This window comes from Polyangium jinanense (assembly GCF_028435265.1).
GTDB lineage: Bacteria > Myxococcota_A > Polyangia > Polyangiales > Polyangiaceae > Polyangium > Polyangium jinanense.
This window is the reverse complement of the sequence record NZ_JAGTJK010000030.1, coordinates 59,489-80,951: the sequence shown is the minus strand read 5'-3', so window position 1 is coordinate 80,951 and position 21,463 is coordinate 59,489. Positions and strand designations below refer to the sequence as shown.

Genomic DNA, 21,463 nt, shown 5'->3' with positions numbered 1-21,463 from the left:
GAGCCGTGCCCCGTCCGGCGGATCGGAAGCCTCAGGCGCAGACCACGACGGATGTTGGCCTTTCATTGGCACGCCCTCACGAGCGGGTCGCTCGACTGGTGGCAAACGAGGCACGGACGTGGGTTTCTCGCGAACGCAACGCCACACTTGTCCCGGAAGCCGAGCGGGTGCGGGTTCACGCCGTGCCCGCCGGAAAGCCCCTTCGTCGCGTGGCACGTCGCACAGTCACGCTCCGTGTGGCAGGACACGCAGGCGTTCAAGTTCCGCATCGCCTCCCACGCGTGATGGTTCGGCCCGCGCGGCGCGGTCGTGAACTCCGCGGCGGGCGGATGGAAGCGGCGGCCCGCGAGGCGGTTTCCGCTCGCGGTGTCACGCGCGACGCCGACGCGGCGGTGGCAGTCGGCGCAGAACGTCTGGGCCTGATGGCAGCTCGAGCAGCGCGGGTTGTCCTGCCGCGCGGACTGGGCGTGGATCGAGAGCCAGTCGTTCGGGTGGACCTTGCGGGGACGGACGCGACCGTCGTGGCAGTCGGTGCACTCGTTCGTCGTGTGGCAGCTCCCGCAGAAGGCGCTGTCGTTCGCGGCGACGGCCTTGTGCCGATCGATGAAGTCGGGCGTGTGCGCCGCGTTGTGCATCCACTGCGGCGGCACGAGGTTGCCCGTCGTGAAGCTCGTGATCATGCGGCCGTCGTTCCGGGCCGTGTGGCACGTCGTGCACGCGCCCTTCGCCTGGCCCTGCGCCGCGCCGCTCATGTTGTGACAGGCGAAGCAGCCGGCCATGCGCGGGAGCTGATCACGCGTCGCGAGCTCGAGCTCGCCCACCTGCCCGTGGCACTGCCCGCACTGGATGTTCCGGTCGAGATGCTTCTTGTGCGTGAACACGAGGTTCGCGTTCGGCAGCACCATCGGCGCGACCGCGCCCTTCTCGCCCGCCTTGTCGCCGATGTGGCAGAAGACGCACTGCCCGTTCGCGTCCGTGCCGGCCTTCACGGCGTTGAGGTCCGAGTGATCGACGTCGTGACAGGCGTCGCACTGCTCGGCCTTCGGCATGAGCCGATCGGCGACCTTGTCGCTCGTGAACGCGGCCGCGTGGCACGACTTGCAGGTCTGCTTGAGATCCTTCGTGTGCTTCTTGTGGTTGAAGCGGATCGTGATCGTCTGCGGCGGGTAGATCTCCTCGCTCGGCACGGGGCTCGCCGCGCTGCCCGGAGGCATGAACGCGAGCGGTGTCTCCGCGTCGTTCGGCATCGGATGGAGCCCGCTCTTGTAGCCACCCGGAGGCGGCGCCGGCGGCGCGGCGGACTCCGCGGCAGGCGCATCGTCGGCCGTTTGCGCGGACGCATCGGGCCCCACGAGGCCGAGGATGAGGGCCGACAGGCACGCCACGAAGGCGAGCCATCCCGGCAGCGGTCGGCCGTTCGGCCGGCGCGTCTTGCGTGCGCTCTCTGCGCTTCGCTTGGAGGCGTTCATCATCATCCGCCGAGCCTCAAGTTGAGGAGCGCCACGATGCGGAAGCGCTGCCCGACGAGCCGGTTCATGTCGTGCTCCCACTCGATCCGCAGGTCGGCTTGTTGCACGGGCCGGATGCCCGCGCCGAGGACGTAGCCGAACGACGTCGCGCCACGATCGGGCCGCAGCGGGTCGTTCCAGTCGTAGAGCGAGACGCGCCCACCGACGCGATAACGCCCGCCGTCGAAGCGCTTCTCGCCCGAGAGATCCGCGCCTCCGGTGTGCCCACGCGCGCCTGCCTGCACCATGCCGCGCAGCCCCACCTCGCCCGTGCCGAAGCGATACCGCCCGGACACGTTCGCGAGCGCGTCGATCGTCGTCGAGGTCGCGCGGTTGTCAGGATCGCGGGTGAACGTCTTCGAGTTCGCCGGATCGATCTCCTGGTCGCCGCTGCAGAGCCCGGAGGCGCGGCACTGCTCCGTGCCGAACGTCTCGGGATCGCCGTCGGCCATCCAGATGCGCACACCGCCGTAGGCCGAGAGATCGAGCCTCTGCGTCGGCGCGGCCCAGACGCGCGCCGTCGCCGTCGTGATGGGGCTCTTCGTGAACCAGTTGAAGATCGAGTCGGCGTCGAAGGTCGGCACGAAGTAGTCGATGTCCGCGCCGATGGTCGCGCGTTTGCCCAGGTACGCCTCGACCCCGCCGTAATACGAGCCGACGATCTGGTTGTAGAAGTCGTACGTGAAGCCGCCCTTGATCGCGCCGAGATCGCTCTTGTTGAGATCGAGCGCGTAGCCCAGCCGATCCTGCGACACGCGCAGCCCGTTCGCCGTGCGATAACCACCCGTCGGATCGGGGAACTGCTGCGTCACCGACGTGCCCATGTTGTAGACGCGTCGATACGAGAGCCGCCCGTGGATCCAGCTCGGCCCGTTGCTCTCGAGCGCGACGCCGAACGCGGGCGCGGGCTGCGTGTACTGATACGAAGGGTAGTCCGTCACGCTCGGCTGATCGCCCGCGGTGCCGAAGCCCGCGTGGTTGCCGCGCCAAACGCCTGGCCGCTCGTAGCGCGACGTCGACAGCGGCAGCCCGCCGCGCTGCTCGAGCCCACCATAGAACTCGGCTTGCACGAAGTACGGCGTCGTCACGCGCGCGAGCGCGCCGTCGAACGACCACCAGCCAAGCGAGTCGACGACGTACTGCCGTCCCGCGCGGAAGCCGAGCCAGCCGTTCAAGAGGTTGCGGCCCTCGACGTACGCGTACATGAGATCGATCGGCGCCTGCTGCAGGCCCGGCACGAAGCGCACGCCGGGCCCCGCCTCGGTCAGGTAGCTCGTCTCGCCGCCGCGATCGGTGTCGCCGAGGTGACCGTTGATCCCGAAGTCGGCGTCGAGGCGCACCCGCAGCACGACCGAGAAATCGGCGCGCCCCGGGACGTGATCGCCCTGCAGGTTGTACACGCCGAGCGACAACGTCTGCATGAGGCGACGCCGATCGAGGATCGTGTCGCCCCACGGGCTCGCGACTTGGTACGCCTGCGCTGCGGTGTCGCTCTGCACCTCGAAGTCGAGGGCACGCGCGTCACGCGGATGCGCGGTGATCGCCGTGGCAAGAGCGGCGAGCCCGGATGCAACCACGCGCGAAAGGCGCGTCGATCGATGTCCCCTCACGCCTGGGATGCTCGCTTTCCGTCGAGTGGTGCCGGGGAGCGTGCGCGGGGTTCGCGCGGCTGCCGCTGGGCCGTCGACACACCCCGAACATGCCGGGGCAACGCGGATCCTCTTTCAGCGTGGCCCGCGCTGTCAACACGGACGAAGGGCGGGCTTGGTGCTCGAACGCGCCGGGGAGGCGCGCAATCCGCTACGCGTTTGGATCAACCGAAGCGGAGCGAACGCTTCACGATCTTGCCGCTTTCGCCGACGGTGTAGCCGCCGGTGTCGCCGAGCGCGTCGGCGACGGCGTCCCTACGATCCTCGGGGATCGTCCACCCGCGTACGAGCAGGCCTTCGGCGACCTTGTTCTTCACGCGGACCGATTCCTCGTTCACGAGCATGTCGATGAGCGGCTTGACGCTCTCGGGCATCGCCTGCGCGAACGTCGTCTGCACCGCGTGGAACCGCACGGTCTCGTTGACATCCTCGAAGAAGCGCTCCACCGCCGTGCGCACGTCCTCGTGCACGACCTCTTCGAGCGCCTGGATGATCTGGATCTTCGGCTCGACGTTGCGCGCGTACTCGGTGTCGAAGCCCTCGAGCAGATCGAGCAGCTCTTCGCGATACGCGTCATCGTCGAGCACGGCGTCGAGCACCTTGAGGGGCCACGTCAGCGCCTCGGCCTTCGTGCAGAACTCGATGACCGCGGGCACGACGTCCTTGCCTGCGGCGACGATGCCCCGGAACGCGAGGTCCTTCTCTTCGGCGTCCGTGATCGACGGATCGATCGTGAAGTTGAAGCGCTTGAGGAGCGCGGCGGCTGCCTCCGGCGTCTTCATGTCGACGAGGGCCTGAATGGCCTCCAGGCGGTCATAGGTCTGGGCGCGTTTGTCCGCGACGACCTTGGCCGGCCCGGCGATCTTCTTGTCGACGGCGGGCGCGTTGCCCGACGGAGGCGCGCTCTTCGCGCCCTTGCTACGGAGGAAGTCGAAAATGCCCACCTCTACCTCGCGCTCCAGCCCGGCAGGGGGAGGGCTGGAGCAGGCTTCGCATAGGCCCTCGCAAGGGACAAAGCAAGTGCTCGACCTCTTGACGAGCACGCTGCCCCTACCAGCGGGGTCTTCGAAAGCGGCACGCCCCGGGATGCTTGGGGCGTCGCGGAGCTTTGGGTCTCCGTCTCGGCCGCCCGCATTCCGGGGCGTGTCATCGGCTGTGGTGCAGCCGGCTTCGTCTTCGTCAGTCGCTGTTCTTCACCTTCATGGGGAGGGAGAACATCAGGTTGACGGAGATCATGCTGTTGAAGCGGAACTGACGATCTTTGTTGTTGACCGCAGTGTCGGGGAAGGCCTCGTCGTTGCCCGCGCCGGCGTTGTCGAAGCCGGACGTGTTCCACGCGAAGGGCAGCGCCCTCCACTCCGCGCCGAAGCCGAAGAACGACGTCGGGTAGAAGTTCCAGCCGACGCCGAACGTGGGCGCGAAGGCGATGCGGCTCTCGAGCTCGAACGAGCTCTGGGCCGCGCACGGGCGGTCCGCGAGAGTGTTGCCGTCGTTGTCCTTGCCGCAGGGCTTGCGCTCCTGCACGCCGATGACGGCCGGACCGACGAAGAAGCTGATGTCGGTGTCGACGAAGAGCGCTGCGAACAGCGACAGTTTGCCGCGGAACGGAACGACCGTGATCTGCGGCGCGGCGACCCACTGCATGCGGCCGAGCTGATCCGCGGCGAGGTTGCCGCGGGTCAGGTTGACGGCCGTCAGCTTGCAGGCCGTATCGGTCGCCGTGTTCGAGTCCGCGGGGCAGCTCCGCTCGTCGATCGCCTTCACCTGCAACTCGTCGGTGAGCGACGTCGTCGACTGGATGCCGTAGCCACCCCAGAGGCCGACCCCGAGCCAGTCGGTCGGGTGGTACATCAGGCGCAGACCAGGCATGATCGTGCGCTGGTACTCGTCGAGCAGTGTGAAGGACGCGCTCGGCGTAATTTCGAAGCGGCCCGCGCGATGCAGGCGCAACTTCCGCACAGCCGGGGCCCCCGCGAGGGGACCCGTGAGCTGAATCTCCTGCGCTTCGGCACCTGCGCTCATGGCGAGCGCTGCACATCCCGTGAGCGCCGCGAGCATGCCCCTGCGGAGCAGGCGAGACGCGCAAAGGCTATTCACGAATCGACGCATCATGCATGTCCCCGTACTTGGCTGAATCGTCCCGGATGTTCCTTGCACGCCTCGCTGCCCCTCGGCTCACTTGGGCAGCCGGTATTCCCAGCTGAACGGCAGGAAGACCGAAAACCCGACCTGCGCTTGGACGTTGTTGGTGAAGCTCGTCTCGGGCGCGGTCCAGGTCGTCGGATCCTGTGCTCTCGGATTGCCGTTGGCGTCCTTGCCGGTCGCGATACCCGGGTTCTCGAGCTCGTCGAAGAAGATGTAGTCGCTGAGCTCCGCCACGACCGCGAACCATCGGTTGAAGAAGATGCGGAGCCCGCCGCCGACGTGGAACGACAGCCGAGGCTTGAACTCGAACGTGCGGTTGTCGGGATCGACAACGGCGATCGGGCGCGTAGCGATCGCACCCACGCCACCGAGCACGTAGAAGTCGTAGTGGAAGATGAAGTCGCCGAACCCGGCGAACTTGCCGTACGCAGGCACGTACGAGAAGTTCGCGTTCGCGTTCCAGGCGTACTCCGTGATCGGAATACCGACGCGCGCTGCGCGGCTCGTCTGGAAGTTGAAGTTCGAGGGCGAGTTCAGAGCGGCGTAGAGGTTGCCGTTCACCCCGACCGCGAGCACGTTCGTGATGTAGAAGTTGAGACCGAGCCCGGGCGCGGGGTGCGCGACGAACTGGTCGTTCATCGTGATCCCGAAGTAGGGCGTGATCTCGAAGCGGAACCGGCGCAGCGCGTAGATCTGCTGCACCGCGTACATCTCTGCGTTGATGTCCCGCTTCGCGGCCTCATCCATGTTGATGCTCGGGCAGGCCGAGGGATCGATCTTACAGATGTCCCCGAGGCCTTCACCCTCGCCGCCAGGAGTCTCGCCCTCACCCTCACCGGTGCCGGCAGCCTCGCCCTCGCCCTGGGCGGGCGCGTCAGCAGGCTTCTCGGCTCCCTCGTCGTCGAGGTTGATCTCCTTCGGTTGATCCTTCTTCGGTTGCGCTGCCGCCGTCAACGGCATGGCCAGCAGCGCAGCCGCCACGAGGAGCCCCACGCGAACCTGGTTCATCGCCATCCCTTCCGCAGTCCGTGCGACGTGAGCATCGATCGGTCCGGTCCGTCCGTACAAGTCTAACTGCGCGACTTCATTCAAAAAAACGGTCTACCGACAAGCGGGACGGACTATATCACGCGTAAAATCTGGGAATCAACAACCAAATCGGTTTCTGTTCCCGAGATCGGATCGGGCAGGACCGTCCCGGCTGCCAACGCAGCGACACGATCCACGCCCATCCAACCACGAGACGCTCGCGCACGAGCAAGAAAATCAAACGAAATCCATGATTTTTGCGCCGTCCGTCCGAAACGTGCACGACGTGGCCCCGTCTCCGATCCCGGTCGGGGCCCCGTCGCGCGTGTTTCGTGCTCGGCGCAGAGGTTCACGCCGCCGCGTCCGTTGACTCGTCGGTTTGACCGAGCAGCGCTTCGACAAACTCGTCTGCGTTGAAGTCACGCAGCTCGTCGGGACGCTCGCCGATGCCGATGTAGCGCACCGGCAGCGCATGCTCCGCGCAGATGCCGAGCACGACACCGCCCTTCGCCGTGCCGTCGAGCTTCGTCAGCACGATGCCCGAGAGCGGCAGCGCCTCCTTGAACATCGCCGCCTGTTGCAGCGCGTTCTGACCGTTCGTCGCATCGAGCACGAGGAGCGTCTCGTGCGGAGCTCCCGGCAGCGCCTTGTCGATCGTGCGCGCGACCTTCGTGAGCTCGTCCATCAGGTTCGTCTTCGTATGCAAGCGACCCGCCGTGTCAGCGAGCACGACGTCGGCGCCGATCTCCGCCGCCTTCTGGATCGCGTCGTAGATGACCGCGCCCGGGTTCGCTCCATCCTTGCCGCTCACGACCTCGCAGCCGACGCGCTTGCCCCACACGACGAGCTGCTGCACCGCCGCCGCGCGGAACGTGTCGCCCGCAGCGAGCACGACGGTCCTGCCTTCCGCCTTGAGCTTGGTCGCGAGCTTGCCGATCGTCGTCGTCTTGCCCGCGCCGTTGACGCCAACGAACATCACCACCGTGGGACGCGCGGGGAACTTGATGCCGCCGCCGCTCCCACCGAGGAGCTCACGCGCGCGACGACGCAAGGCATCCCAGACGTGCTCGTCCTTGACGAGCTTCTTCTCCTTGATGCCCGCGCGGATCTCTTCGAGCAGCGCTTCGGTCGTCTTCACGCCGACGTCGGAGGTGAGAAGCACCTCCTCGATCTGATCGACGAGCCCAGGATCGACCTCGCTGCGGCCGACGAAGAGCGCCTTCAGGCGACCGAAGAAGCCCTCGCTCTCGCGCGCCTTCGTGAGCCCGCGACGCAGACCTTCGACATCCTTCTTGCGCGGAGCCGACGGTGCAGGCAGCTCGCGCGCCGCGATCGACACGGGCTTGATCGCAGGCGCCTCTGCGGGCTTCGGCGCTGGCTCGGCGACGGGCGTCGGAGCTTGCACGGGCGCGGGCTCGGGCTGCTTGGCCTCGGGCTCCTTCGCAACGGGCGCGGGCTCGGGCTGCTTCTCGACGACGGCCGGCGCAGGCTCGGCAGCCTTCTTCTCCTCCTTCTTCTTGGCCTCCTTGGCCTCTTCGGCCGGCTTGACCTTTGCCGGAGCAGCCTGCTTCGGCTCCTCCTTCGCGGGTTTCCCCGCGGTCTTGGCCGGCTCTTCACGCTCGGGCGCCTTTGTCGCCGGGAGCTTCTTCGCCTCCGGCGGCGTCTCGAGCTTCTTGGGCGCTTCCGGCTTCCTGATGAACAGGAAGTAAACGGCCAGCGCCACGACCACGAGACCGATGACGATGTAGAGGGGGTCCACGATGTGCGTTCTCCAGCGGTCCGCGAACTGGTTCGCGACTATATGGGACGGTACCCGTACGTCAACGTGTGTGCTCTGCGCGCGAGGGCAAAGGGAGCGCACGGGTGGGGGAGGCGGGGGCGGTTCACGTCATCCCGCCGGCTTTCGGCCGCCTCTGGGTTCGTCGTTGAGGAGCGCGGCTTCGACCCCCTCGTCGACGACGGTGGAGCCGTAGGCAGCCTGCTCGAGGGCTCGCGCCCAGGACTCGATTTCCGCGTTGTTCGCGCGGAAAGCCGCCCGCCGTACGTGTCCGGGGGTCGGCTCGGGTTGCATGTCGAAAGGCGCTCCGGTGCGGCGCGCCCATTTCACGAGCCGCTCGAGCAGCGTGCGGCGGCGGGTGATCAGGGCGACGCGGAGCACTCCCGGCGGAGGGAGCGCCTGCTCGTACCTGCTGTGCTCGTCCGCTTCGATCACGAGGCGCGCATCGCTGCGGTAGGGCACATCCAGCACGAAGGTTCCACGTTCGTCGGCGGTCGCGCGCGCGATGACACCATCGCCTTGGAACGCGGGCGCCACCACGGCGAGCCGCGCGCCGGCGATCGGGATTCCATCGTGCGCGTCGAGCACCGAGCCACGATAACCACCCTGTCCCGTCGACGCTCGCACGACCTCGACGCCGGCGCGTCCCGAGGGAACGGGATGCGCTTCGTCGTCCTCGTCTTTCTTCGGCGGCATGGGCGCGCGCCGCCAGCCGAAGACGATCCACGCGGTCACTGCGAGTACCACGATCGCGATCAAGACCTGCCGCGCGATGCCGGGTCCCTTGACGTTCACGTCGACCTGGAGGTTCGCCCCCGACTTGTAGAAAGGCGCGGCGGGCACGTACCGCAGCGTCAACGGCACGACGCCGGCACGCTCGAGCGCGAACGAAGCGATGACGTGTGCCTTGCCGCCCTGCACCGCGCCCGCGCCCACGCTCTCGCTCCCGCGCAGCGCCTCGACCACGCCGCCCGTCACGGGGCCTCGCGATGTCGTGACGTCCACGTCGATCCCGACGCCGTCCTCCGGATCCGCCGCGTCGACGGGATGCGCGAGCGCGAGCCGCACCTCGGCGCGCCTGACGATCGGCTGCGTCGTCGTCGTCTTCGCGAGCGTCGTCGTACCTTCGAAGCGCAGGCGCAGCTCGCCCGATCCTGGACCGGGAAACGACGCGCTCGGGATCTCGAAGCGCACGCGACCATCGCCGCCCGTCTGCCCTTCCGCGATGCGCTCGCCGCGTTCGTCCTCGAGTTTGATCGCGAGCCCTTCGCGGCGCGCGGTGGTGGATCGGGACGACCCGGCGCGATCGACGCGCAGCGATCCCGTGAGCAGCACGGTCTCGCGATCGAGATCGATCACGTCGGGCGCAGGTTCGAAGCGGAGGATGGTGCGCGCGAGCGGCGCGTCGGCTGCGTCGAGGCGGACCACGCTCTCGGCTGGATCGCGCAGCTCGTCGCCTTCGAAGCGGAGCTTGATCGACGCCTGTCCGATCGGCGCGCCGGCGCGTACGCAGAACGCTCCCCGATCGTCGGTCTGCATCTCGTAGGCGTCCGTGCCGACCAGGCGAACGGAGCGTCGCGACCTTCGTGCCGTTGCGTCACACGTCGAGGGCGTCGGCAGGTTGACGGCGGCGCCTCCGTCTGCGATCGCGCGGAGCGTGATCGTCGCGCCGGCCACGGCGGCGCCTGCGTCGTCGAGCAGCTCGCCTCGGACGATCGTGCCGGACGGCTCGACCGTCGCGGCTGCGCTGATCTGCGCGCCGCCTCGCACCTGGATGCGAATTGCGCCCCCGGATCCTCGGGTCTGCGCCATGACGGACGCCGAGAGGAGCAGGAACAGCAAGGAGACGAGCGCGCACAGCGGGCGCGACGAGGCTCTCGCCTTGGCACCTCGGCTGCGGGACATCCCCTTCCTATATGCGGGATCGCCCCGCGCGACCAGCGCTTCCGCCGATGTCATGGTCAGGCCGCGCGTTGAAGCGAGCTCGGTCGAGGCACGTCCAAGCCTCCACGGTTCCTCCGCGCGTGACAGGCGCGGCGGATCTCGAATGGTCGAGGTCGCTCCTTGGCGAAGCGACCGAGTCGTGCCGCTCTGCGTCGAGGTACGGGTGAGGTGCAGGATGAAGAAGACGGGTGATCGCGTGCTCGAGTACTCCACGACCTCCGATTCGACGCCAGCTTTCTCCATTCGTCCGCGCGCATCGTGTATCTTCGGAGCTCGAATGCGAAAGAGCGTCCCCGTCGTCGCGGCCCTCTCGTTGTTCGTCCTGACCCCCGAGGTCGTGCGAGCGGATCCTCGCACCGGCTATCTCGTCCAGCAGCTCAAGACGAGCGAAGATTTTCGCGTGCGAACGCAGGCTGCGCTCGCGCTCGGCGCGTCGGGCGACGACGCCGCTGTCAAGCCTCTCTGCGACGCGCTCGCGGACGGCAACGACTCGGTGAAGGTCGCTGCGGCCGCCGCGCTCGGCAAGCTCGGCAAACCCTCGGGCCTGCCGTGTCTGCAGGCTGCGATCAAGAACGAGAAGGTCGCCTCCGCGAAGACGCAGATGCAGAAGTCGATCGACACGCTGAAGAGCGGCGGCGTGGCCGCGCCTCCGCCTCCCGGCCCCGACACGAAGTACTACGTGGCGATCGAGATCTCGAACAAGACGAAGCGACCCGCGCCCGAGATCGAAACGATCGTGCGCTCGGCGATGCAGACGAAGATCCTCGGCAAGTCCGGGTATGCCGTGGCGCCCAAGGGCGAGACGGCTGCACAAGGCGGCAAGATCGTCAACGGCAAAAAGTTGAAGGGCTTTTATCTCATCGCCAGCGTCGAGCCGCCGGTGTACGAGAATGGAAACCTCACGCAGATCGTGCGCGTGAGCATGTGGACGTATCCGGGCAAGGCGCTTCAGGGCGAGTTCTCGCCGAAGCTCACGCAATCCGACACGCCCAAGACCGACGTGCAGAGCGAAAACGTGCTCATGAAGATGTGCGTGGAGAACGCCATCGACAGCTTCGCGAAGATCGTCGCGTCGATGTGATATCGCAGCGAGAGGGGAGCGGATCCGGCGCGGCGCGACCCCTCGGGCAAACACCACGCGCCGTGGCAAGAGACGCGCAAGGTCCCCGATGAGCGAGGCTTCTGTCACCCCGCCCGCCGCCACGAGCGGCCGCCAGCAGCGCCGCATCCGCAACTTCCTCCTCGACAAGCGCTTCCAGCTCAAATACGCGGGCTTTCTTGCCGCGATCGCGCTCGTCGTCTCCCTCCTCCTCGGCGCGGTTCTGTGGTGGACGAGCAACAAGCTGATCGATCAGAGCCGGCAGGCCGTCGTGCAGCAGAAGGCGCTCGTCACGCAGGGGCAGGAGACGGTGAAGCGCGGTCAGCTCGCGCTCGCCGAGCGGAAGAAGAACGACGAGCTCGTCAAGATGAACATCGCGAAGGCGTATGAAGATGCGCCCGAGCTCGCGAAGCAGTTCGGCAAGGACGCGGAGAACGACGCGGCGAAGCTCAAAGAAGAGCAAGCGAGCCTCGAAAAGGACGCGGACTCCCTGAAGCAACGGGCCGCCGAGCTCGAACGTCAAGCGGCCGCGGTGGAGGAGCAGCAGCGCAACTTGATCCTCGGCCTCGTGCTCGCGCTCGGCTTCCTCGTCGCGTGCATCTGGATCGCGGGGATCGTCGTCACGCACAAGGTTGCGGGGCCCGTGTTCAAGATGAAGCGCATGTTCGGTCGCGTCGGCGAGGGTCACCTCGCTCTGCGCGAGCGCCTGCGCAAAGGCGATGAGATGCAGGACTTCTTCGAGTCGTTCGAGCAGATGCTCGGCAACCTCCGCGAGCAGAAGACGCGCGAGATCGCGCAGATCGACGCCGTGATCGCGCGCGTGGAAGCGGACGCTTCGAGCGACGGCGTGGCGATGTTGAAGAAGCTGCGCGCCGAGATGCAGGCCCAGGTCGACGGCTGACGTCTCCACGATTGCGAGTCGACGTGATCGCGTGGATCACGCGACGCCGCACTTCACACACCCCGATCAGAACGCTGCTTTGATGTGCTCGACGAGCGGATCGCCGTCGGGCGTGAACGCGACGGCGACCGCGTCGAAGCGCATGCGCTCGAGCGTCTCGTCGCGGACAAACCTCGACGTCCAGAGCTGTTGTCCCGCAGCGCGAAGGCGCGCGCGCTTTCGTGCGTCGATGCTGTCGAGCGCGCGTTGGTAACTGCGTGGACCACGCGTACGCACCTCGACGACCACGATCACGACACCATCGCGGACGAGCAGATCGATCTCGGCGCGCCCCACGCGCACGTTGCGGCCGAGGATCGTGCATCCCATGCGGACGAAGTGATCCGCGGCCGCGTCTTCGGCGCGCGCGCCTGCGCGATGACGCGCATCACGCGGCCGAAGGACTCGGACGTCAGGGGAAGGGGAGGCTGTGGAGGAAGCGAACGGACGACGAGGAGGACGCGTCACGGGCGTGCGCGTCGCGGCTCGTTTCAGCTATCGGTCGTGAAGCCGACGCCCTTGCACTGGGTCGCGTTGTAGTGACCCTTGACCGTGCCGCAGGTGCCTTCGGTGACGAACTTCGTGTCCTGCTTGATGCAGTACTTGCCCGTGAGCAGCGGGTCGCCGAGACCCACGTTCGGGCGGATCTGCTCGCACGAGTAGCCGGTCGGGCACTCGCAGAAGTTGAAGTTCGGATCCGGCGGCTCGCCATCGGCCACGCCGCACCGGCAGGAGCAGTACACGGCTTGCGCCGCGTCACGCTGCGAGTCGGGCGCGCACTGACCGCAGACCTCGGCCTCGATCACCGTGTCGGTGCCGGGGATGCAGCAGGCCTTGTTCGCGTCGTCCCCCGTCGAGGTGGACGTCTGGCAGCCGTTCGTGGCAACGCCGCCGGCTGCGGGCTTCGTCTGCCCATAAGGGCAGCTCACGCGGCCCTGGAAGTGGTTTACGAGGCAGATACGGGTCTGGCACTGGAAGGAGCGCGACTCGATGTTCTCCTCGGTCACTTTGAAGCCGGCGAAGTCGGTTTTGTACTCGTCTTCGGGGATGCAGGGATCCCCGACGCCGCCGCTTTGACAGGCGACCGGGAGGCCGCCCAGGGCGAGTACGCTGATCAGACCAAGCATGCCGGACAGGATCGAACGGGTCATCAGATCGTGCTCCTTGGGCCGGGGCGCCCCTGCTCCATGCGGGGCGCGCGAGCGCGACGCGCCGCTCGCGCGTCCGCATCGAGGACTCGGCGAACGACGCCAGCAGCGAGGACGCTAATCGAAGGGGCGACGGACCGTCAACCTCTCGATGCACAACTCGACGGACTACCGCCGGTTTTCGTCCATGGGGGGTGTCGGTCCGGGCCTGACCGGTGATCGACCCGCGACCCCGACGGGTCCTTGGCGCGCCCCAAGGCACTCCCTGGAGAGGTGTCGGAAGCGGCACCTGGACCGCGCAGCGCTCGGAAACCGCCGCTTGACAAGCCAACCGTCATAATTTTACCATCCGCGGCCAGACGCAAGTATCCGCTGATTCTCATTGAAGTTTTTGGTCATCGCTTCCGGTCACGATACGCCGGGAGCCGCGACTGCGAAGGGCCCCGTCCACTGCGGATCCAGCCGCTCGACGAACGGTATTTGGGCCGGTTCGGGTCGCGTTCATCGACCTCAACCTCCGAACGACGAGGAACGACGAATGCGGAAAGGGCTGGCTACTCTCTGTCTTCTTGCTTCTGCCATGCTCGCGGCGCCGACGGCCTTTGCCCAGCAGGGCAAGGCTCCGGCGGCGCCGGCGGCCAAGGCTGGCGACGCCAAGAAGAACGACAAGAAGGCCGCTCCGAAGGAGATCGAGCTCGAGGACGAGGCCGATGGCCCCGTGACCGCGGGCCAGATGACCGAGGAAGCGGCGCAAGCGAAGCGGTTGTTCGACGCGGAGCGATGGAGCGAATCGGCGCTGCTCCTGAAGCGTGTCGTCGACGGCGAGACGGGTGACGACGAGGGCAACAAGCAGATCGCGCAGTATCACCTCGCGATCGCGCTTTATCGCCTGCAGTTTTACCAGGCGAGCTACGCGATCTTCTCCGAGATCGCGGACAAGACGAATCACCTCAAGTTCAACGAGACGCTGCTCTGGTTGTCGAAGCTCGCCACGCAGCTCCCCGAGCCTGCGGACATCATCGAGCGCGTCGGTAAGTACAAGAGCGAGCAGGTCGCGCGGTTCAACAACCCGCAGCAGCGTGATCTCTACTGGCAGCTCAACTACCTGCTCGGCCGGTACAAGTACCGCAACCGCAACTACGAGGAGGCCATCAGCCTCTTCGGGAAGGTCGACACGAAGAGCAAGTACTACGTTCAGGCCCAGTTCTTCACGGGCATCTCGAACGTGCAGCTCCGCAAGTCGGTGCCCGCGGTGAAGTCGTTCCAGCTGATCGTGCGGGCGCTCGACGAGGGCGTCGAGGGCGTCGAGGACGAGAGCCGCATGCGCGATCTCGCGTTCCTCTCGATGGCGCGCACGTACTACTCGGCGTCGGTCCGCCTCGACGACAACAGCGTCCCGAAGATCGACGGCAACAAGCTCAGCGCGGCCGTCAAGTACTGGAACCGCGTCGACGTGGGCAGCGAGTACTGGCTCGACGCGCTCTTCGAGCAGTCGTGGGCGTACTTCATGGCCGGCGATTACCCGCACGCGCTCGGCAACATCCACACGATCGAGTCGCCGTACTTCCCGAACGCCTTCTATCCGGAGGCGGACATCCTCAAGGCGGTCATCTCGTTCACGATCTGCCAGTACCAGGATGCAACGACGATCGTGGCGCGCATGCGCAAGCGCTACGAGCCGATCAAGAAGGAGCTCGAGGCGATCCTCAATCGGTTCAAGGGCGAGGATGCGGAGACGAAGTTCTTCGACTTCTTGAAGGACGTGCGCGCGGGCAAGGCGGCGCTCTCGCCGACGGTCAAGCCGATCGTCGAGAACGCGCTCTCGGATCGCCAGCTCCTCCGCAACCTCGAGTACGTGCGCGTCCTCGACGAGGAGGACGCTCGTTACAAGAAGGCGCCGGCTGCGTTCCGCAACTCGCCCGTCGGTGGCGACGTGACGGACGCGCTTTCGCTCGCTCGTGATCTCGCGGTACGCAACGCGGGCACCCTCGCGCGGGAGCGCTACCAGCGTTACCTCGACGAGCTCAACGAGCATCTCCGCGACGCCTCGAAGATCCTCATCGACATCACGGCTGCCGAGCGAAACAAGCTCGATCAAGAGGTCGTGAGCGGCCAGCTCACGAAGGAAGAAGCGCTCGTGTTCGGCGTCGTCAAGCCGGACGACGAGCACGTTCTGTGGCCGTTCAACGGCGAGTACTGGCGTGACGAGCTCGGTTTCTACCGGCAGGTCGTCACGTCGAAGTGCGGCAAGTAGCGGGAGGCCCGAGGGGGCGGCGACGAGTTGCGCCGCCCCGGGGGGATTGCGGCAAAGCCGCCTCCGGGTTGCGAGTTATCAGTTGAGGAGATGACGACGATGAAGCAGTCCAACGTGAGTGCGCTGCGCAGACTCCGTCTCGTGACGGGCGCAGCAGCACTTTTCACCGCCGCCGTCGCGACGGGCCCGGCGTCGGCCGCCGATGAATGCATCACGCAACAAGCCAAGGACTCGCTGGCGCAGTGCCCCGGCGGGTCGCTCAAGCAGAGCGCTGGCAAGAAGCCGGCGATGAGCTTCAAGTCGGCGCCGCAGGGCGTTCAGCTGAAGAAGCGGGACGACCAGCTCAAGCCGACGAACCCGACGGCGTCGATGAACGCCGCGCAGCGCGACGAGCGTCGCAACCGGCTGGCGGCGCGCTCGCGCCAGTTGCTCATCACCGAGATCCAGGGCCTCGAGAGCCTCTTCTCGAACACCCCGAAGAACGCGCCCGATCGCCCGAAGCTGATGCGGCGTCTGGCCGAGGGGTACGTCGAGCTCGAGTCGGCCGCGTTCCGCGACAAGACCGAGCAGAGCATCAACGCCGACGAGGCGAAGCGCAAGAACCCCAAGGCAGAGAAGGGGTTCCGTGACGAGGCGGCGAAGGCCGACAAGATCCTCGTCGCCGCGCGGCAGCAGGCGATCAAGTACTACACGCTGCTGAAGAACGGCTATCCGAAGTGGTGCCAGAGCTCGAACGCGCAGGACCCGACGAAGAGCACGGGCTGCACGGACGAGGTGCTCTACTACCTCGCGTACGAGTACGAGCAGGCCAACCAGCTCGATCAAGCACGCAAGGTCTACTTCGAGCTGATCCAGAACTGGCCGCAGTCGAAGTTCATCCCGAACGCGTACCTCGCGTTCGGTGAGCTCTTCTTCAACGAGGCGCAGGGTGATCCCTCCAAGTGGCAGCTCGCGGAGCAGTCGTACCAGGAGGTCACGAAGTACCCGGCGCCGGACAACAAGGTCTGGGGCTACGCGCACTACAAGCTCGGCTACGTCTACTGGAACCAGGGTGAGTTCCCGAAGGCGCTCTCCGAGTTCAAGAAGACCATCGAGTACGGCATGCAGTACCAGCAACTGCCGAACGCGAAGGAGCTCGCGAACTCCGCGCGGCGCGACATCATCCCGGTGTACGCGCTCGCGGCTGCGCCGAAGGCCGCGCACGACTTCTTCAAGCCGCTCTCGGGCGACACGGGCGTCAACAACGAGAAGACGCTCAAGATGCTCGACGATCTCGGCCAGAACTACCTCGACACCGGCCACTACAAGGAAGGCATCGAGCTCTACAAGGACCTCATGGTCCGCGATCGTGGCCCGAAGTTCTGCAAGTACCAGGGCCACATCACCGAGGCCACGCTCGCCATGAAGTCCGGCAACAAGGACTCGATCAAGGCCGAGCTCGACCAGATGCTCGAGGTGCACAACAAGTTCGTCGCCGAGGGGCACCCCGACGACATGAAGCTCAAGTGCTCGAACTCGACCGCGGGTCTTCTCACGGAGACCGCGATGGCGTGGCACCTCGAGGCCGTCGGATCGGGCGGCGTGCGCGGCACGGGTGACAAGAAGACGATGACGCTCGCGACGCTGCTCTACGAGCGCGTCGTGCAGAACTTCAAGCAGGAGCAGTTCGCGCGCTTCGAGTTCCCGCGCATCGTCAAGGAAGACTGGCCGAACATCTTCAAGATCAAGTACGCGATGGCCGACCTCGCGTACTTCAACAAGGACTGGGCCAAGTGCGGCCCGGCCTTCGACTCGGTCGTCGCGGAGGATCCGAGCGGCCCGCTCGCGCCCGAGGCCGCGTTCGCTGCGGTGCTCTGCTACCAGAACATCTATACCGAGACGCACAAGGACGGCTCGGACAAGAAGGGCACCGGTCAACTCCCGAGTGCTGCGGACGGTGGCAAGAAGGGCGACAAGAAGTCCGAGAAGGCCAAGTACGCCCCGAAGGAGTTCACCGACAACCAGAAGGGCATGCTGACCGCGTTCAACCGGTACATCTGCTACATCAAGCCGCCGGAGAACGACAAGGAAGCCCAGGAGAACTACGTCGAGGTCAAGTACGCGCGCGCCCGCACGTACTTCGAGGCGCAGCACTGGGAGGAGGCAGCGTTCGCGTTCCGCGACGTCGCGGTGAACCACTCCGACAAGGATGTGGGCATCTACGCGACGCAGCTCTACCTCGAGTCGCTCAACATCCTCGGCTCGAACTCCGAGCCGGCGCGGCCGTCCTGCTACGACAACATGGCGGAGGACGTGCCCAAGTTCATCGACCTGTACTGCAAGGGCGGCAAGGAGAAGGAGAACGCCGAGCAGTGCGGGATCCTGACGCGCATCCAGCGCGACATCGAGCGTCTGCGCGCGCAGAAGCTGATCGAGTCGGCGGACGCGGGTGGCCAGGGCGTCGACACGATCAAGATGTACGAGCGTGGCGCGCAGGCCTACATGGACCTGTGGAAGAAGTACGGCGAGGCGGCGTGCGAGAAGAAGGAAGCCTCCTGCGAGAAGAGCGAGGAGATCCTCTACAACGCGGCCCGCGCGTTCCAGGCTGCGCGCCTCATCGCGAAATCGATCACGGCGCGTCAGATCCTGCTGAACCCGAAGTACAACCTCGACAAGACCGAGCTCGCCAGGAAGTCGATCTACGAGATCGGCGGTAACTACCAGGCGATCGCGGTCTACGACGAGGCGGCGAACTGGTACGAGCGGTTCTCGCGTGAGAACCCGAAGATGGACAAGGCGGCCGAGGCGCTTCAGGACGCCGTCGTGCTCCGTCTCGGTCTTGGTCAAGAGGATCAGGCGATCAAGGACGCCGACCTCTTCAACAAGAACTATGGGTCGCAGAAGCCGACCGAGGCCGCGAAGATCGCGTTCGCCATCGGCTCGCACTACATCGACAAGGAAGACTGGGACGGCGCGCGACGGCGGCTCAGCTCCGCGATGGGCCAGATCGATCGCAACGCGACGTTCGACGTGCAGATCCAGGCGCACGCGCTGCTCGCGCGGGTCTTCACGAAGATCAACAACCCCTCGAGCGCGGCGCCCGAGTACAACAAGGTTCGCGGTTACTGGAAGGATCCGCAGGCCGCGCTCAAGAAGCTCGACTCCATCGGCGGGAGCGAGGAAGAGAAGATTCGCCGTCTCGGCAAGTCGCTGACGGCCGTCGGTGAGGCGCTCTTCTTCTTCGCGGAGCAGAAGAGGAAGGAAGTCGATAAGATCAGGTTCCCCGAATACAAGGGATCTGGTCAGCGCGACGACGTCATGAAGCACATCCAGACCAAGGTCATGGACTGGATCAAGAAGAAGCGGCCGGCCATCGAGGAAGCCTCGAACGAGTACGTGAAGATCGTCAACCTCGAGCCGCTGCCTCCGCCGCGCTGGGTCATCGCCGCCGGTTCGCGCGTCGGTACGATGTGGAGCAAGTTCGTCGCCGAGTTCCGCGCCGCTCCGATCCCCAAGGAGTGGAAGGGCAACGGCATGGTCCCGGGTACGGACCTCAGCTACGCCGAGCTCCGCGGTGAGTACTACGCGAAGCTCGACGAGGCGAGCGAGCCGCAGAAGCAGTCCGCCAAGGCCGCGTTCAAGAAGTGCCTCGACTACTCGGTCAAGTATCAGTTCTTCGATGAGTACTCGCGTGCCTGCGAGGTGTGGCTGTCGAAGAACTACGGCGCCGAGTACCACCTCATCGACGAGTTCCGTGGTTCGCCGTCGCGGGTGAACTCGGGCCTCAGCGATCGCGCGCAGCCGGTGAACCTCGATGGTACGGCGTTCGTGCCGCCGAGCGACACGCCGCCGCCCGCCGAGAACAAGCCCGCGGCGCCGGCGACGGGTGACAAGCCCGCCGAGACGAAGCCGGGCACGTCACCCGAGAAGGCCGCCATCGAGGGCGCCACCACCAAGAAGAACTAAGGGAGCGAGCCATGAAGAGATTTTCAATTCTTGTGGCGACGGCTGCCCTCACTGCCGCAGTTGGTTGCGGCGGCGGGGGAGGGGGAACGGGCGGCAAGCCCGCGGTGGATCCCAAGACCGGCGCGGCGATCGTCGACAGCAAGGGCAACGCGGTCTCCGTGGCTGCGGCGAACAAGTACAAGGACGGTCTCGAGGCCTTCAGCAAGCACGACAAGGCCCGTGACTGGACCGAGGCCACTTGCCAGCAGGCGGCGGAGATCTTCCTCGATGCCGCCGACGAGCAGAGCGGCAAGACGTTGGTCGAGGCGATCTACAACGCAGGCGTCTCGTATCAGCGCTGCAAGCAGGACGCGAAAGCGAAGGAGTATTTCAAGAAGGCGCTCGACGCGGATCCGAAGTTCCACCGCGCGCGGGTGCAGCTCGCGATCTACTCGTTCGCCGAGTCGCAGGAGAAGGCCATCGATCCGGCGATCAATGAGCTTTATCAGGCGGCCGTCGTCGACGCGCGATTCCAGAACGTCGAGGGCCTCGTCCAGCTCGGCATGTTGCACATGAAGCGCAACAACACGCAGGCGGACAAGGATGGTCGCACGGACCTGCAGAACGCGAAGCGCTACGCGCAGAGCGCCCTGGCCGTCGACGACGGGTATCTGCCGGCGTTCAATCTGCTCGCGCTGATCTACATGGAGTCGGCGAAGGTGAAGGCGGGTCGTTCCTCCAAGAAGGGCGTCGCGACGAACGTCAGCAAGGAGAAGAAGATCGACACGCAGGCTCTGGATCTCGCGGCGCTGGTCTGCTCGCAGGCCATCCGCAAGAACCCGAACTACGCGCCGATTCACAACACGGCCGGCATGATCCAGGTCGAGCTCAGCAACCTGAACGGCGCGGTCAGCGCCTTCAATACGGCGCGCAAGCTCGACCCGACCTTCTACGAGGCGCAGATGAACTTCGCCGCCGTGAACCTGAGCTTCCGCGGGTTCGCGCAGGCGGAGGAGGCGTATCGCGCCGCGCTGAAGATGCGGCCGAACGATTACGACGCGCATCTCGGGCTCGCGCTCGCGCTGCGTGGTCAGATCGACGATACGAACTTCGACAAGATGGTCGCGGCGGCCGCGGCCGAGCTTGCGGAGGCGAAGAAGATCTCGCCGGAACGTGCGGAGACGTACTACAACGACGCGATCCTCACGCAGGAGTACAAGGCGAAGTCGGGCGGCAAGGACGCCGAGCCGATGCTCCTCGCGGCGAAGCAGCTCTTCGGCGAGTTCATCGCCAAGGCTGGGAGCGCGCCCGAGTATGCGGATGCGGTGAAGCGCTCGAAGGAGCGCATGGAAGAGATCCAGCAGATCATCGACTTCAACAAGCAGACCGAGGCGGAGCGCAAGGCGTCCGAGGCAGAGGCGAAGAACCGCGCTGCCGAGGCGGAGGCCAAGGGCACCGAGGAGGGCGGCGAGGCGAAGCCGCCCGAGGGTGGTGCGCCGCCGCAGCAGTGAGGGAGAGGCCCGCGGTGCCCGAGACGGCGCCGCGGGCCTTTTTTTGATCCTTCGGGAACCTTGGGTCGTGCGGGGTGTCTTTTCGAGCCAGGACGAGAGAGTCTCGAACGAAACCTGGCTCGGATCCCGTTGACCACGTCCCTTCGGGGACGGTACGATGTGACTGAAAATACGGCGAAGACTTGCGAGGAGGCTTGAAGATGAAGAGGTCAACGCGTTTGGGTGCTGCGCTGGTCGCTGGTGTCGGCGTTCTTCTCGTGACGTCGTTCGCGTTTGCCCAGGGCAAGGCAGGCGGCGCTGGCAAGAAGGACGAGGGGTACGGATACGAGTTCACCGACGATCCCCTCAACGCCGGTGGCTTTGGGCCGAACGACGCGACGATCCGCGTTCGTCCCGGTCCGGTTCGGACGACCCTGATCCGTCCGCGCACGTCGTTCGTGCCGGAGATGCTGAAGTCGGTCGAGAATCTCTGAGAAGGCTCGGGGGCTCGTGTGGGGGGGCTCGGGCTGCGGTTTCGAGCGGTCGCGGGAGCGCG

General features: G+C 66.2%; 15 protein-coding genes. 6 read left to right on the top strand and 9 right to left on the bottom strand.

Annotation, left to right across the window (positions count from 1 at the left end):
* Nucleotides 1–62: 62 nt before the first annotated feature.
* The 7 genes from KEG38_RS36680 to KEG38_RS36650 form a co-directional block, all read right to left on the bottom strand.
* Nucleotides 63–1,475, bottom strand: coding sequence for a cytochrome c3 family protein (locus tag KEG38_RS36680; RefSeq protein ID WP_272425058.1), 1,413 nt, complete (start codon nt 1,473–1,475; stop codon nt 63–65).
* Nucleotides 1,472–3,118, bottom strand: coding sequence for a hypothetical protein (locus KEG38_RS36675; RefSeq protein WP_272425057.1), 1,647 nt, complete (start codon nt 3,116–3,118; stop codon nt 1,472–1,474). The genes KEG38_RS36680 and KEG38_RS36675 overlap by 4 nt, the downstream gene beginning before the upstream one ends.
* Before the next feature lie 203 nt (nt 3,119–3,321).
* Entirely contained in the window at nt 3,322–4,101 is a 780-nt protein-coding gene (locus tag KEG38_RS36670; protein ID WP_272425056.1) for a HEAT repeat domain-containing protein, read from the bottom strand.
* 235 nt (nt 4,102–4,336) lie between these two features.
* Nucleotides 4,337–5,269, bottom strand: a complete 933-nt coding sequence (locus KEG38_RS36665; protein WP_272425054.1) for a porin family protein — start codon at nt 5,267–5,269, stop codon at nt 4,337–4,339.
* A 63-nt stretch (nt 5,270–5,332) separates the two neighbouring features.
* Complete coding sequence (locus tag KEG38_RS36660) at nt 5,333–6,310, bottom strand: outer membrane beta-barrel domain-containing protein (protein ID WP_272425053.1); 978 nt, start codon at nt 6,308–6,310, stop codon at nt 5,333–5,335.
* A 370-nt stretch (nt 6,311–6,680) separates the two neighbouring features.
* Entirely contained in the window at nt 6,681–8,090 is a 1,410-nt protein-coding gene (gene ftsY, locus KEG38_RS36655) for a signal recognition particle-docking protein FtsY (protein WP_272425052.1), read from the bottom strand.
* Between the two features lie 129 nt (nt 8,091–8,219).
* Nucleotides 8,220–10,013, bottom strand: coding sequence for a carboxypeptidase regulatory-like domain-containing protein (locus KEG38_RS36650; RefSeq protein WP_272425051.1), 1,794 nt, complete (start codon nt 10,011–10,013; stop codon nt 8,220–8,222).
* A 316-nt stretch (nt 10,014–10,329) separates the two neighbouring features.
* Here KEG38_RS36650 and KEG38_RS36645 point away from each other — a divergent pair, with 316 nt between their 5' ends.
* Both KEG38_RS36645 and KEG38_RS36640 read left to right on the top strand, forming a co-directional pair.
* Nucleotides 10,330–11,133 (top strand): HEAT repeat domain-containing protein, encoded by an 804-nt coding sequence (locus KEG38_RS36645; RefSeq protein WP_272425050.1) that lies wholly within the window; start codon nt 10,330–10,332, stop codon nt 11,131–11,133.
* Nucleotides 11,134–11,221: 88 nt separating this feature from the next.
* Nucleotides 11,222–12,052: a methyl-accepting chemotaxis protein gene (locus KEG38_RS36640; RefSeq protein WP_272425049.1), complete on the top strand. Its 831-nt coding sequence runs from the start codon at nt 11,222–11,224 to the stop codon at nt 12,050–12,052.
* A 66-nt stretch (nt 12,053–12,118) separates the two neighbouring features.
* Here the strand turns inward: KEG38_RS36640 and KEG38_RS36635 are convergent, their stop codons facing one another.
* Together KEG38_RS36635 and KEG38_RS36630 are read right to left on the bottom strand one after the other, a co-directional pair.
* Nucleotides 12,119–12,559 carry a YraN family protein gene (locus tag KEG38_RS36635; RefSeq protein WP_272425048.1) on the bottom strand — a complete coding sequence of 147 codons (441 nt, stop codon included), beginning with the start codon at nt 12,557–12,559 and terminating at the stop codon, nt 12,119–12,121.
* Between the two features lie 23 nt (nt 12,560–12,582).
* A complete protein-coding gene (locus tag KEG38_RS36630) occupies nt 12,583–13,242 on the bottom strand; it encodes a hypothetical protein (protein ID WP_272425047.1) in 660 nt (219 codons plus the stop codon).
* A gap of 577 nt (nt 13,243–13,819) precedes the next feature.
* Here KEG38_RS36630 and KEG38_RS36625 point away from each other — a divergent pair.
* The 4 genes from KEG38_RS36625 to KEG38_RS36610 all read left to right on the top strand — a co-directional run bounded on the left by KEG38_RS36625 (nt 13,820) and on the right by KEG38_RS36610 (nt 21,401).
* On the top strand, nt 13,820–15,493 hold the full coding sequence (locus KEG38_RS36625; protein ID WP_272425046.1) for a hypothetical protein: 1,674 nt from the start codon (nt 13,820–13,822) through the stop codon (nt 15,491–15,493).
* Nucleotides 15,494–15,592: 99 nt separating this feature from the next.
* Entirely contained in the window at nt 15,593–19,438 is a 3,846-nt protein-coding gene (locus tag KEG38_RS36620; RefSeq protein ID WP_272425045.1) for a tetratricopeptide repeat protein, read from the top strand.
* Nucleotides 19,439–19,449: 11 nt separating this feature from the next.
* Nucleotides 19,450–20,928: a tetratricopeptide repeat protein gene (locus KEG38_RS36615; RefSeq protein WP_272425044.1), complete on the top strand. Its 1,479-nt coding sequence runs from the start codon at nt 19,450–19,452 to the stop codon at nt 20,926–20,928.
* Between the two features lie 200 nt (nt 20,929–21,128).
* Nucleotides 21,129–21,401 carry a hypothetical protein gene (locus KEG38_RS36610; protein WP_272425043.1) on the top strand — a complete coding sequence of 91 codons (273 nt, stop codon included), beginning with the start codon at nt 21,129–21,131 and terminating at the stop codon, nt 21,399–21,401.
* The last annotated feature ends 62 nt before the right edge of the window (nt 21,402–21,463 follow it).

What these genes read in the sequence shown, in the direction of transcription:
- KEG38_RS36680 (WP_272425058.1), bottom strand. Translation starts at nt 1,475, where the DNA reads ATGATGATGAACGCCTCCAAGCGAAGCGCAGAGAGCGCACGCAAGACG.
- KEG38_RS36665 (WP_272425054.1), bottom strand. Translation starts at nt 5,269, where the DNA reads ATGATGCGTCGATTCGTGAATAGCCTTTGCGCGTCTCGCCTGCTCCGC.
- KEG38_RS36660 (WP_272425053.1), bottom strand. Translation starts at nt 6,310, where the DNA reads ATGAACCAGGTTCGCGTGGGGCTCCTCGTGGCGGCTGCGCTGCTGGCC.
- KEG38_RS36650 (WP_272425051.1), bottom strand. Translation starts at nt 10,013, where the DNA reads ATGTCCCGCAGCCGAGGTGCCAAGGCGAGAGCCTCGTCGCGCCCGCTG.
- KEG38_RS36645 (WP_272425050.1), top strand. Translation starts at nt 10,330, where the DNA reads ATGCGAAAGAGCGTCCCCGTCGTCGCGGCCCTCTCGTTGTTCGTCCTG.
- KEG38_RS36640 (WP_272425049.1), top strand. Translation starts at nt 11,222, where the DNA reads ATGAGCGAGGCTTCTGTCACCCCGCCCGCCGCCACGAGCGGCCGCCAG.
- KEG38_RS36630 (WP_272425047.1), bottom strand. Translation starts at nt 13,242, where the DNA reads ATGACCCGTTCGATCCTGTCCGGCATGCTTGGTCTGATCAGCGTACTC.
- KEG38_RS36625 (WP_272425046.1), top strand. Translation starts at nt 13,820, where the DNA reads ATGCTCGCGGCGCCGACGGCCTTTGCCCAGCAGGGCAAGGCTCCGGCG.
- KEG38_RS36620 (WP_272425045.1), top strand. Translation starts at nt 15,593, where the DNA reads ATGAAGCAGTCCAACGTGAGTGCGCTGCGCAGACTCCGTCTCGTGACG.
- KEG38_RS36615 (WP_272425044.1), top strand. Translation starts at nt 19,450, where the DNA reads ATGAAGAGATTTTCAATTCTTGTGGCGACGGCTGCCCTCACTGCCGCA.
- KEG38_RS36610 (WP_272425043.1), top strand. Translation starts at nt 21,129, where the DNA reads ATGAAGAGGTCAACGCGTTTGGGTGCTGCGCTGGTCGCTGGTGTCGGC.